General features: G+C 48.7%; 7 protein-coding genes and 1 pseudogene. 2 read left to right on the top strand and 6 right to left on the bottom strand.

The genetic code is table 11. The features are described from left to right. Window positions 1-104 precede the first annotated feature (104 nt). Window positions 105-1,106 (top strand): SRPBCC family protein, encoded by a 1,002-nt coding sequence (locus ACSHX2_RS09235; protein WP_435692646.1) that lies wholly within the window; start codon window positions 105-107, stop codon window positions 1,104-1,106. Then, window positions 1,075-1,218, top strand: a pseudogene (locus tag ACSHX2_RS09230) (Txe/YoeB family addiction module toxin); the annotation flags it as partial. The gene ACSHX2_RS09235 and the pseudogene ACSHX2_RS09230, both read left to right, overlap by 32 nt. Before the next feature lie 33 nt (window positions 1,219-1,251). Here ACSHX2_RS09230 and ACSHX2_RS09225 read toward each other — a convergent pair. The 6 genes from ACSHX2_RS09225 to gyrB all read right to left on the bottom strand — a co-directional run bounded on the left by ACSHX2_RS09225 (window position 1,252) and on the right by gyrB (window position 12,452). Further along, complete coding sequence (locus tag ACSHX2_RS09225; RefSeq protein WP_435692645.1) at window positions 1,252-1,980, bottom strand: SDR family oxidoreductase; 729 nt, start codon at window positions 1,978-1,980, stop codon at window positions 1,252-1,254. A gap of 185 nt (window positions 1,981-2,165) precedes the next feature. After that, window positions 2,166-5,048: a plastocyanin/azurin family copper-binding protein gene (locus tag ACSHX2_RS09220; RefSeq protein WP_435692644.1), complete on the bottom strand. Its 2,883-nt coding sequence runs from the start codon at window positions 5,046-5,048 to the stop codon at window positions 2,166-2,168. A gap of 38 nt (window positions 5,049-5,086) precedes the next feature. Beyond that, a complete protein-coding gene (locus tag ACSHX2_RS09215) occupies window positions 5,087-6,133 on the bottom strand; it encodes a ThuA domain-containing protein (protein WP_435692643.1) in 1,047 nt (348 codons plus the stop codon). 171 nt (window positions 6,134-6,304) lie between these two features. Then, window positions 6,305-7,102 (bottom strand): hypothetical protein, encoded by a 798-nt coding sequence (locus ACSHX2_RS09210; protein ID WP_435692642.1) that lies wholly within the window; start codon window positions 7,100-7,102, stop codon window positions 6,305-6,307. Window positions 7,103-7,226: 124 nt separating this feature from the next. Then, the gene (gene gyrA / locus ACSHX2_RS09205; protein WP_435692641.1) at window positions 7,227-9,863 is read right to left on the bottom strand and encodes a DNA gyrase subunit A; all 2,637 of its coding nucleotides are present in this window, start codon (window positions 9,861-9,863) and stop codon (window positions 7,227-7,229) included. Between the two features lie 33 nt (window positions 9,864-9,896). Further along, window positions 9,897-12,452 (bottom strand): DNA topoisomerase (ATP-hydrolyzing) subunit B, encoded by a 2,556-nt coding sequence (gene gyrB / locus ACSHX2_RS09200; protein WP_435692640.1) that lies wholly within the window; start codon window positions 12,450-12,452, stop codon window positions 9,897-9,899. Window positions 12,453-12,593 lie beyond the last annotated feature (141 nt).

Raw genomic sequence — 12,593 nt, 5'->3', positions numbered from 1 at the left:
CTGTCTTCCACCGTTGACCGTTCCGCAACCAGCCTTTGAGAGCTAATGCAGTCTCTAACATCTCGACCTTGTCACCTCCGAGATTGAGCGATACGCTAGCTTAAATGACCACAGAACGCCCGACCTCCAAACCTCCTGTTACCTTCCTCATCGTATGTGGTGTCGCACTCCTCTACGGGCTCTTCGCCCGCCTTCTCTTTGCTTCAAACGCATTCGCAAACTACGGTACCATCGTATCATGGTCCTTCATCTGTATCCTCCCTTTCGCATTCGGAGCTCTCGTCACTTTCCTCGGCTTCAAATTCGTCGGACCATCCACTTTCTGGAAAATTTGGGCGCCGCTCATCGTCATCACGCTCGCCTTTTTCGTCTCAATCATCACTGACCTCGAAGCCGTCCTCTGCGTCATCGTCGCTGTACCCATCATGGCGCCCTCAGCTATGATCGGAGGGATCATCATGGCTTTCTTGCTAAAAAAGTCATCAGGGAACCTCCAGATCAGCTTCATCGCCCTGCTACCCTTCTTCTCCGCCCCACTCGAAAATTTTTGGCATAAACCCCACCAACAAGTTGCCATCACAGATACCATCGAAATTAATTCTCCCCCCGAACAAGTCTGGGCAGAAATTGTCTCCGTCCCCGCCATCCGATCCGATGAACTCCCCTCACAATGGATCTACCTCCTCGACTTCCCCAAACCTATCGCCGCTGAAATCGACCACCACCGCGTCGGCGGCAAACGCCTCGCCACCTTCGAACGTGACGTCTCATTCTTCGAAGTCGTCACCGAGTTCAGCCCCAACAAAAAACTCTCATTCACTATCGAAGCTGACCCCGAATTTATCCCACACACTGCATTCGACCAACACATCATCGTCGGCGGAAGATTCTATGATGTCCTCGACGGCTCCTACACCATCGAGCCCACCAAAAACGGCTGTAAACTCATCCTCACCAGCAACCACCGACTCTCTACCCCCTTCAACGGGTACGCTGGCATCTGGTCAAAATGGACCATGAACCAAATTCAAAACTCCATCCTCACCGTCATCAAAAACAGAGCCGAGTCTTCGACCTCCACCACCTTTCGAAGCTCTAATAGGTGACTTGAAGGGAGCTTACTCCATAAGGATCGATATTCAGCAGAAACTAGTTTATGAAGTTCTTGAAGAAGAACATACAGTGAAGGTGCTTCGACTCTGGACACATTACGCTTAAAATTAACATTGCCTCACAAGACGAGGCTCCAAATCACCAAGGCAGGCGCGTGCCATCGTAGTACCAGAAGCCACCTGATTGCTTTTTGTTGAGCGTTTCTATGACGTTCTTGAGCTTCTCCATGGAGAGCGCCGGATCTAACTTCCCGCGCTCAGTGCCCATATCGGTCTTGTTGTGACCTGGTGCTAGGGAAACAACGATGAAGCCCTGCTTTTTTAGACCCGAGTGCATGATGTTTGTCACCATATTGAGCGCTTGTTTACTCACTTGATAGCCCACAGCTCTGGCTCCTCCTCCATTAGTGATGATACTTGCTCTGGTGGACATATTGATGATTTTTTTCTGTGTTGAAGCTTTAAGGTTGGGCAACAGCGCCTGAGTCACAAAGACCGGCCCCGTGGTATTCACTTCATAGCAAAGACTCATTTCATCCCGCGTGACAGTCTCTATGGTATCCGGCTTCTCGGTCATCAACTTCGGTCCAAAATAGCCAGCGTTGTTAATCAAAATATCGATCGGAGCTCCGTCGAGCGAAGCTGCCATCGCATCAATGCTTTCCTGCGAAGTGACATCAAGCTGCAGAACATTCGCACCCGTTTCCTTGAGTTCCACCGCCTTCTCTGGCGAGCGAGCAGTCCCATAGACGGTATAGCCGTCTTTGAGGAATTGCTTAACCAGCTCGAGACCCAATCCGCGGTTCGCACCCGTAATCAGAACTGTGGAGCTCTTTTCTTCCTCTGTTACCGTCTGCGCTCCTGCCATAAAACTGCTAGTAAATAAAAGCAGAAGGACTTTTGAGAGTTGTATCATTCGCATCATATACGACCAATTCTCCGCATTGGCATCACCTTAACAAGAACAGGTTTCACGAATACCCCACATGCAGATGGCCGAAATCCACATTATAAGGAAATCGGCCATTGTTGAAGTTTTGTGAGAGTGACTCTCTAATCGACAATCATTTTGCCCTGCATCACTTGCCAGTGGCCTGGGAAAGTACAGATGAATGGGTATTCGCCCTTCTGCTCGGGAGCATTGAAGTAAGTCGTGTGTGAGCCTTTCGGGTCAACCACGAAGGTGAAGGTCACTACGTCTGACTTATCATCTGGCACATAGCTCTTCTTCAGAGCTTCTGGGTCACTGAGCATTTTGAAGGCGGCTTCACCCACGGCCTGCTTCTTACCCGGTTTCACAATCACCAAGTTGTGCGGCATGACGTCTCCATTTTTGAGAACCAGCGCGACGGACTCGCCGGCTTTCACCTTGAAGCTCGTCTTGTCGAACTTGAGGCCCGGAGTCGTGGTTATCACCACTTTCTTCGCGTGATCGTCTGATTCTCCAGACTGGGTGTCTAATTCTTCCACTTCACCTGCCACCCGGTCACTGCGCAGAACGAACTCTCGGTTTTTATCCTGCTTCGGTGCGGCTCCAGCAAATTTCTTGAACTCGCCTAGGTTGGCAAGTGTTGGGAAAAGGTCGGTCTTAAACTCAGTGCCATCGGCATACTTGAGGTGCATGCGAAGATGCATCTGCATTGCCGGCTGAAGATCTGGGATCTCTACGAATAGAGACTTTTTATCTGCCAACAAGTGTACGCTCTTCACTGTGAGTGGATCGTGTCCGAGCGACTTTGGCTTCTTGAGAGAGAACTCAGGAGAACCGTATTGCTTGGAGTGGTTATAATCCCACATTTGCGCAAAGTAGTGCTTCGAGTCTTTCACGAATGAAGCATCGAGCTCATTATCAAATTGCACTGTAATTCCATTGTCCGAGGTCGCAAAGCCTACTGGCTCATACATCGGCTTTCCAGTGTAGCGAATACGGTGCAAGCAACCATCAGCAAGCGAATAGTCGCCCCAGCCGTCGAGACCCACAGTGTAGACCTGCCCATCAATAGGATTCACTGCAGCACGCAAGACTCCACTCGCGAACTCTCCCTGCATAGGAACAGTCGCAATCTGGCGGGTTTGCCCCTTACTAAAACTCTTATCGAAGAGAATCTGGTACCAAGACCCGTAGCCATAACAGACACTGATGAGCCCCTGCTTACCGAGTGGACCCCAGCGCTTATCTTCTACTTCTAGGAATCCACCTGTGGAGTTATCAATACCACGCGGCACATAGCCTAGAGGAGTAGTGAGTGAGTCCCTATTTTTAAAGCCGTGGTTATCTCCTTCTTTGAGTTCCAGTATAGCTGAGGCAGGTGTCGAAGTTCCCTCCTGAGGGCCAGCCAGCATCGTGCCGTCTGACATTGAGCCGAAGCCCATACCATTACGAATGCCAGTACTGAGCGTAGTGTATTCCTTACCATCAGGTGAGAGGCGGTAGCCTGTGATTCCGGAGACAAAGTAAACGTTCCCATCAGCATCGCGCTCAAGCCCATAGGTATGGGTGTGACTTCCCATTTGAGTAGGGAAGGTGTTTGAGAAATTACGGTAAAAGTCAGTCTCTCCGTCCCCATCAAGATCTTGGAGCTCAGTGATCTGCTCGCGCTCTAACACATAGACTTTTTCATCCCACACTTGGAGACCTAGTGGCTGATTCAAGCCCGTGGCAATCTTTTGCCATTTAGTCTGAGAACCAGTCAGGCCAGTGACCTTGTAGACTTCCCCCATCAAGGTGGAAACGAAAGCTGCCCCCTCTTTATTGAAGTCGATTCCAGAAAGGAACAGCATCGAATTGTTCTTATTCTTAAGCGGAATTTCAAAATCATCGACCACATAGGCGGCATCATCTTTTGCTTTGGTGACAGCTAAGGAGTGCATGTCATCTGTCCAACGAGACGCTGGTTTCTTGATGGTATCTGAAAGCCTTTCCCTTATCGCGCCCTTTTCCGCTGTAGCGAGATCATCACTCAGAGCCTTCTGATCGACACTCATGAAGATGTTCATTCCACTGCCCGCAGACTGTTTTGCAACACTGAGAACGAGAGAACTCCCCTTAGCCTTAAAGGTATTGTTACCGGCAGCTTGCACGCGCACGACGAACTTGGTCTTGCCGTCAGCAAGCTGACCACTCGCTACTCCATCAGAAACCTTGAGAGATTTTGCTTTGATATCGAAAAGCGCCACATCAGCTCCTTTGAAGCCAGAGACGAATTCCAAAGTACGTTGATAGACTCCATCCGGCAGTCCTTGCATAGCATCGAGTATTTCAGAACCATCGATTTTATAGGCGAACACGGAGATTCCCTGGGTGTCGTACATTCCGAGGTATTCTTGCTTGGCTCTATCGACAAGCCAACCAACACTCGCAGTACTCGGCTTACTTCTGTCGTATGCAGATTTAACATTCTTGGCATTCGTATTGAAGGCCACCTTCCCTTTCACTGTCACACCACGCCCGATCCCCCAACGAGATGGATTCAACTGCGGCTGGTTACCACTCCATAAGCGGTAGAAACTCAGGTTTGTTTTTGGTGAAAATGCGGCGTAGAGCTTCTGCTTAGGATCAATCTGAACACTGACGGAATCCGTGACTACATTATCCATTTCCTGACCCCAAAACTGGGACTGCCCCATTTTATTCCAACGCGGATCCTTGTAGTTGTTTTGGTTATTCTTCCCCCAATGACCGTGCTTTCCACCATCTAGACCTGGATAGGCGGGAATGATTTCCGGCACCTCATTGGCTGGATCCATGTAGAAATCTGCCTGCCTCTGATAGAAGTCATAGAGCCGGACCTCATTGGTTTTTTCACCAGCGAAACGGTATCCCTCGCGCCCTTGCTTCACATCAGCATAAGGGTGGTCAGGGGACTTGGCTACATTGAGCTCCGCTGCATGAAGCAACGGGACAGCAGCGAGAAAGAGTAGGGTCGATTTATACATCGTCTTTAGCTAATAATCGGTATTCTAAAAAGTATCGCTTACTCGCCTTTTTCTAAGGTGATCAAATCACTTGGTGTGCGTCCCTTAACATAAGGAACACGTGGATCGTTCGGAATCGCCGGGAATGTCTTCGTGCCGAACATTGTAGGATTATAGGCAGTTACAAAGGAGACATCTGCCTTTTCTGGCACAGGAAGCTCAAGCCCCCAGAAGACACCATTGACAACTAGACGTCTTAGGTTGTCATCTAGAAGATCATCAGCGGAGCCCATAGTAGTAGTGACGATCTTACTCTCATTACCATTTTCATGCTTATAGTTCCTAGTCCAAGCGACTGGCTGCAGGGTGGCTCCTTTACCTTCGGTCACAATTGCTGAGTCTGACTCTAAGCTCTCAGTGATCTGACCACGCAGAAGAATAGTCGATGGATCTAAAGGCTTTGCCTCATAGATGTCTGACTTACAAAAGATAGACTCTACACCATTTAGCACAGGATGCTGTTTATTCGCTTCCTCCGCAATCGTGCGGGTTCCCTGAAAAGCATGCTTCCCCCAATGAGAAACCCAAGTTTCTCCAAGTACTTGCTTACCAAAGCCTCCACGCATTTTTTTCGACTTACTGTTAAAGTTTAAAAATGCATAGTCCGAGCCGCCTTTGATTTTAAAACCATGCGTAGTTGTACGTAAGCCTAAAACGGGCACTCCGCGCTCGAAGGTTGCCATGAATTTTTCATTTGTCGCATCTGGCCAGTTTCGGAACCGGATCCCCAAGACCAAAGCATCAGCAGAATCTAATGCCTCTGGATAGGACAAGCTCTTGTGATTTAATGGATCCACAAACTTGTTCTCCTTATCCATGGAAAACAACACAGTGCATTGGAAACCTTGCTTAGCGAGAATCTGAGCCAGCATCGGCATTGCTTCTTCCGAACGATACTCTTCGTCGCCAGCAATCAAGACGACATGCTTATTTTGACCAGGCAGTGATGGGTCGCCTTTAAATACGAGATGGTCTGCTGGTTGTTCCGCAGAAAGCGACGATGCCGCTACCGCGAGAGTGAGTGTGGTGAGTGAAAAGCTTTTCATAATAGATGTTAGGAAGGTTCGTATTTCTTATTCCTCATATCAAACACAAACAGGATTTGAGATAAAATAGAGTCAAGACATGTACCCATACGGAACCAACCAAATTACTCTCTCAGACTAAATGAGAAAAAATAACTTTCGGCACTCTATGGTGAAAACCCTTACAGCAGATCACCCTTGGGGCATGATCCATGGCTCCCAAGGGCCAGTGGGCACTTCCTCAGCCTCGACAAACCTCCAAGAGACACGCTGCCCACTTTTCACACCAAGAAAATCCCGTACTGCAGGACTGATATCTATACCAGCATTACCGTTGCGATTCGGCTTTGGTTGTCGCCCCTGAAACACATAGGCGTAGTCATCTGTGTAAAATGGACCGCAATCCTCCCACTGCGCATAACAGACTTTATGTCCTACATGGATCGCTAACCAACGACCCTTACACACTGACCTTCCTGGTGCATTTGCCGCTCGCCAAAACCATTTTATGATTTTTGACGCCTCTGGCTTAAATCTTCCACCGCCACGCGCCACATCATTATAGGGCAAAGCGATGTAAAATGGATTCATCTTAGGACGAAACTTCGCGGGAAAAAAACCGTTCCGATCGTTCGGATCATCCACTCCGCCATAACTATCGCGCCACTTAGGGTCCCAAGAGCTCGCGTGATTGTGTGTTGGATTATTCTGACTTGAATCCTCACCCACCCAGAAAATAGTTACGGGAATATCACGCTGCCATGAATATTGGTGCCGCTCACTGGAGCCATCATATTGTTCCACTATCACCTTCACTTTCTGAGGAATCCGATACGGATCGCGAAGTGACTTAAAGCGAGAGCGCATCTGCTCTAACTGCTTAGTATGCTCAATCTCAAGCCGTTCATCCAAACTGTTTGCGCTCACAGATCCTACCAGCATCATTGCTAGCAATATCTGAAAAATGCGTTGAGTGCGTGGATGAGACATCGCGCATTGCTAGCATTTCTTGATCACCCCAGCAACCCAACAATTAAGGCCGCCAAACATCTACAAAAAAACCTGCACAGCGAAGGCGCCATGCAGGTTTAAAATGTTACTTAGAAAGAAATGCTTATTCTTCAGATACTTCTGGCTCTGTGCCGGAATCTTCTGAAACCTCAGCACCTTCATTTTCTTCAAGTGCCTCTTCTCCTTCTTCGAGTTCATCGTCCTCATCATCTGGGACAACACGCGCAATATCGAGCAGCTTCACACTATCCTTCATGCTAACAAGTTTCACACCAGAGGTGTTACGACCTGCTTCACGGATATCTGCGCAGCGGATGCGGATTGATTGACCATCAGAAGTCATGAGCATCAACTCGTCTTCAGGAAGCACCATGGTTGCGCCGACTACTTTACCGGTCTTCTCATTGCATTTCATAGTGATAATCCCCTTACCAGCACGAGTCTGAGCGCGGTAGTCAGCAAACGGAGAACGCTTACCAATACCATTTTCAGAAGCCACAAGGAGAGTTCCCTCTTCATTCACAATCGCCATACCGATCACATAGTCATCGCCAACTGGCTTGATACCACCAACACCGGCAGTTGCACGGCCTTGAGCACGTGCCTGGTCTTCAGTGAAGCGAAGTGAGAGACCGTTGCGAGTCACTAGGATTACTTCGTCATCACCAGAAGTGAGTCGGACATCGATTAGGGTATTCCCTTCATCGAGCTTGATCGCGATGATACCGTCCTTACGGTAGTTCTTGAAGTCAGCCAGTGCTGTCTTCTTCACCTTACCTGAACGTGTCGCGAACATGAGGAACTTATCTTGCGCTGTGAGCGTGATATCATTTCCTTCTTCATCCAGCTGACGTTCGAGTCGTTGAGTTGCCGCGATCGCTTCATCAGGGCCTAGATTGAGCACGCTCTTAATACTGCGTCCTTTGGAAGAACGAGAGCCTTCAGGAAGACCGTAGACTCGCTCGACAAAGACGCGTCCTGTATTGGTAAAGAACATCAAGTAATCATGCGCTTGAGCAGAGAAGAGTAGTTCAACGAAGTCTTTCTCATCACTCTTATTGCGAGTCTCCATCCCTTTCACACCTTTACCGCCACGCGCTTGCACGCGGTATTCGGCACTCGGTGTGCGCTTGATGTAGCCTTTATTTGAAAGGGTCACAATCATGCCATCATTGGCAATAAGGTCTTCGATCGCGATCTCACCTTCGTCAGGAAGGATTGGGCAACGACGTGGAGTCGCATGCTTGTCTTTGATCACGATAAGCTCTTCTTTAATGATAGTAAGTACACGTTGCTCGGAACCAATGATGTCCATGAAATCAGTGATTTCTTCGAGAAGCTTGTCGTACTCGCCCTTCACTTTATCACGCTCCATACCAGTGAGCTGGTAGAGGCGGAGTTCAAGAATGGCATTCACCTGACGGTCCGTAAAGACGTAGCGACCATCGATAACACTGGCTTGATCACGGAGTAAAATACCGAGGCTCTCAGCAGTCTTCTCAGGGAAGTCGTAGCCTTTGAGGCGCACACGCGCTTCGTCGCGATTTCTAGAGTCACGGATGATCTTGATGAAATCATCAAGGTGTCCGAGCGCTAACAAGAATGCTTCGAGGTTTTCAGCGCGCGCTTCAGCCTTCTTAAGAAGGTAACGTGTACGGCGAATCACCACCTCGCGGCGATGCTCAATAAAGGCGTCGAGACAGTCGATGACTGACATCTGCTTTGGACGACGCTCGTGAATAGCGAGCATGTTCACACCGAAGGATGTTTCCATCGAAGTGAGCTTGAAGATCTGATTCATCACCACCTGTGGGCGGGCATCGCGCTTGAGGGTGATCTCAATGCGGGTCTGGTCATCAGAAAGATCACGCATGCCTGAGATATCCAGAAGGATTTTCTCACGCACAAGTTCAGCAATACGCTGCTGTAGCACAGCACGGTTCACACCATGCGGAACCTCAGTGATAGTAATGACAGAAACACCTGAAGCTTTTTCATCAATCTCCATCGTGCCACGCATTTTCACGCTGCCACGGCCTGTACGAAAGTAACTGTCGATCCCTTTGAATCCACGAATCTCACAAGCACCAGCAAAGTCAGGTCCCTTGATGATCTTCTGCATGTCTTCCACGCAGATTTGTGGATCATCGATACGCGCACAGACACCATCAATTACCTCACCCATGTTGTGGGCTGGGATATTAGTAGCCATACCAACTGCAATACCAGTACCACCATTTACCAATAAGTTTGGAATAGCTGCGGGAAGAACCACTGGCTCGTCGCGCGTTTCATCATAGGTTGGTCTCAGGTCAACGGTCTCTTTATCGAGATCGTTCATCATCGCAGCACCCATATGCGTGAGGCGGGCCTCAGTGTATCGCATAGCAGCTGCTGCATCACCTTCCACAGAACCGAAGTTACCCTGACCGTCGACTAGCGTTTCACGCATCGTCCACGGCTGAGCCATGTTCACCAAAGTGGTGTAGATTGAGCTATCACCGTGCGGGTGATATTTACCCATCGTATCACCGACAATACGGGCACACTTAAGGTGCGCCTTGCCTGGAGAAAGCGATAGGTCGTTTAGCATTGCATAAAGGATGCGTCGCTGTGACGGCTTTAGGCCATCACGCGCATCTGGCAATGCACGGGAAATAATCACTGACATGGAATACTCCAAGAAGGAGTTGGACATCTCGTCCGCCACGTTAATCAGCTTAATTGAGTCAAATGACATAATAGTTTTTCTCTAAAGTGTTAGTAGCGTGGTTTAAACATCTAGGTTGCGGACATTGAGCGCATTGTCTTCGATGAAGCGCTTGCGTGGTTCAACGATGTCTCCCATCAGAACATCGAACATTTTATCAGCTTCGATCGCATTCTCTTCATCGAGACGCACACGAAGGAGTTGGCGAGAGTTCGGATCCATAGTAGTGTTATAAAGCTCTTTCGCATTCATCTCACCAAGACCCTTGAATCGCTGGATACGCATACCGCGACGACCAATTTCAAGGACTGTAGCGAGTAGTTCGAACAAGTTGAATACAGGCACTGCAACAGCATCATCACCATTGCCTTCGACCAACTCAAACAGAGGCTTGTCTTCTGAGAAGAATGGCTCAGTAGGAACTCCAAGCTCTTGGATTCGCTCGAGGATTTTCTGGATTGCGTGTGCTTCGTGAAGCTCGTGCTTCATCCCGCGACGCTGAACTCCGTCAAATCGCTCTTTAAATTCAGCTTCCTCTTCTTCCGTGATTTCTTCACCGAAGAGGCGAAGATCGCGGTTTTCAGCGGCAAACTTCAGCAGGTCACTCTCGGTGTGAATGTAGTGAATAAATTCCTCGTTACCGTGGCGCACGCGCACCATGAACTCAGCCAAATGACCATCAACGCGTGCATCGAGAACATCACGGAAGCTTCCGCCATGGCCTTCGAGAGCCGATGTGAACCCCTTGAGTTGAGCTAGTGAATCTAACACACTACGTAATACGTCAGCGTCAGTCACAGCATCTATGCCATCCTTAACTAGACGCACATCTTCAGAGCCGAGCTCGATAAGAATTTTATTCAGCGCCGCATCATCCGCGATGTACTCTTCACGCTTTTTACGTGTGATTTTGTACAACGGAGGCTGAGCAATGTAGAGATAACCAGCCTTAACTAGGTCTGCCATATGGCGACAGAAGAAAGTAAGAAGCAATGTTCGGATGTGAGATCCATCGACATCCGCATCCGTCATGATGATCACTTTATGATAACGGACTTTTTCAATATTGAACGCGCCCTCTTGATCACCTTCACCGATGCCTGCACCGATCGCGGTGATCATTGCTTGGATTTCTCGGTTCTGCAGCGCTCTGTGAAGTCGCGCTTTCTCGACATTGATCACCTTACCGCGCAGCGGAAGGATAGCTTGATTAATACGATTTCTACCAGATTTAGCAGAACCACCAGCGGAGTCACCTTCCACAATATAGATTTCAGACTTCGCAGGGTCGCGCTCTGAGCAATCCGCCAGTTTACCTGGAAGACCGCCACCAGACATGACTGATTTACGTACCGTTTCACGCGCCTTACGAGCGGCTTCACGTGCACGCGAGGCGTTGACAGCCTTGTCGATAATCTGCTTTGCGAGATTCGGATTCTCCTCGAAATATTCCTGCAGTCCTTCGTAAACGATAGAACCAACCACACCTTCGATCTCAGCATTGACCAATTTATCTTTGGTTTGTGAGCTGAAGCGCGGGTTCGGCATTTTCACACTGATCACGCAGATAATACCCTCACGAACATCATCACCAGAAAGAGCCGGATCCTTATCCTTAAGTAGTTTATGCGCTTTTGCGTATTGGTTAATTGAACGTGTCAATGCACCACGAAAACCTGTAAGGTGCGCGCCGCCATCCGCATTGGGAATGGAGTTCGCGTAACACAGAATGTTATCTTGATAGCTATCATTGTACTGAAAAACGACATCTGCGAAAACGTCATCTTCCACGACTTTTCCGTCGTAATCGATCTCTACCTTACGCTTGCCACGGAGAATCACTGGTGCCTCATGCACTGTAGTCTTATTCTCACCAAGCTGAGTCACGAATTCCTCGATGCCTTTAGCGTAAAAGAATGTTTCCTTCTTACGGCTCTCTGGGCGCTCGTCCTCAAGGACAATAGTGAGTCCAGGGTTGAGGAAAGTAAGCTCGCGAAGTCGTGTCGCTAAGCGATCAAATTCGAAAAGAATCGTATCAACAAAGATTGTCGCATCTGGATAGAACGTCACTTTCGTGCCAGTTTTCCCGGATGGAGCCTCTCCGATTACTTTCAGTTGCTGGACAGTCTTGCCGCGCTCGAACGTAATCTGATGCACTTTATTCTCACGTGTGACTTCCGCCTTAAACCAATCGGAAAGAGCATTCACACATTTCGCGCCTACTCCGTGTAGACCACCAGAGTATTTATAGGCACCTTGCCCAAACTTACCACCTGCATGGAGGCTCGTAAGTACAAGTTCGATGGCTGGAATGCCAAATTTAGGGTGAATATCTACTGGGATGCCTCGACCATCGTCTTCGATAGAAATGGAGCCGTCCACATGGATAGCTACATCGATCACCTTACAGTAACCTGCTAGGTGTTCATCAATTGAGTTATCTAGAACTTCAAATACACAGTGATGCAGGCCACGTATATCGGGATCTCCGATGTACATTCCAGGGCGCTTACGGACGGCTTCTAAACCCTCCAACTTGTCAATTTGAGAAGCGCCATATTCCTGTTCACCGGAAACATTTGTATCAGCCTCTTCGGGCTCAATAGGTGTGTCAGACATGAGTCTGACAAAGGTATGATTTTCACCCTGCAAGACAAGGAATAAGCACCCGCTTTTGATACTTTTTTTATCGTCGAGTTAGAGACCAAAAAGACTCTCTAGCGAACACGCCAAAGAGCCTTCTAAATCAATGAAAATCAA

The sequence above is a fragment of the Rubritalea sp. genome, from assembly GCF_051252225.1.
Classification (GTDB): domain Bacteria; phylum Verrucomicrobiota; class Verrucomicrobiia; order Verrucomicrobiales; family Akkermansiaceae; genus Rubritalea.
Note: the sequence above shows the minus strand (reverse complement) of the source record. Positions and strands in the feature narration are given on the sequence as shown.

Excerpts from the sequence above, each read along its gene's own strand:
- ACSHX2_RS09235 (WP_435692646.1), top strand. The coding sequence starts at position 105 with ATGACCACAGAACGCCCGACCTCCAAACCTCCTGTTACCTTCCTCATC.
- ACSHX2_RS09225 (WP_435692645.1), bottom strand. The coding sequence starts at position 1,980 with ATGGCAGGAGCGCAGACGGTAACAGAGGAAGAAAAGAGCTCCACAGTT.
- ACSHX2_RS09220 (WP_435692644.1), bottom strand. The coding sequence starts at position 5,048 with ATGTATAAATCGACCCTACTCTTTCTCGCTGCTGTCCCGTTGCTTCAT.
- ACSHX2_RS09215 (WP_435692643.1), bottom strand. The coding sequence starts at position 6,133 with ATGAAAAGCTTTTCACTCACCACACTCACTCTCGCGGTAGCGGCATCG.
- ACSHX2_RS09210 (WP_435692642.1), bottom strand. The coding sequence starts at position 7,102 with ATGTCTCATCCACGCACTCAACGCATTTTTCAGATATTGCTAGCAATG.
- gyrA (WP_435692641.1), bottom strand. The coding sequence starts at position 9,863 with ATGTCATTTGACTCAATTAAGCTGATTAACGTGGCGGACGAGATGTCC.
- gyrB (WP_435692640.1), bottom strand. The coding sequence starts at position 12,452 with ATGTCTGACACACCTATTGAGCCCGAAGAGGCTGATACAAATGTTTCC.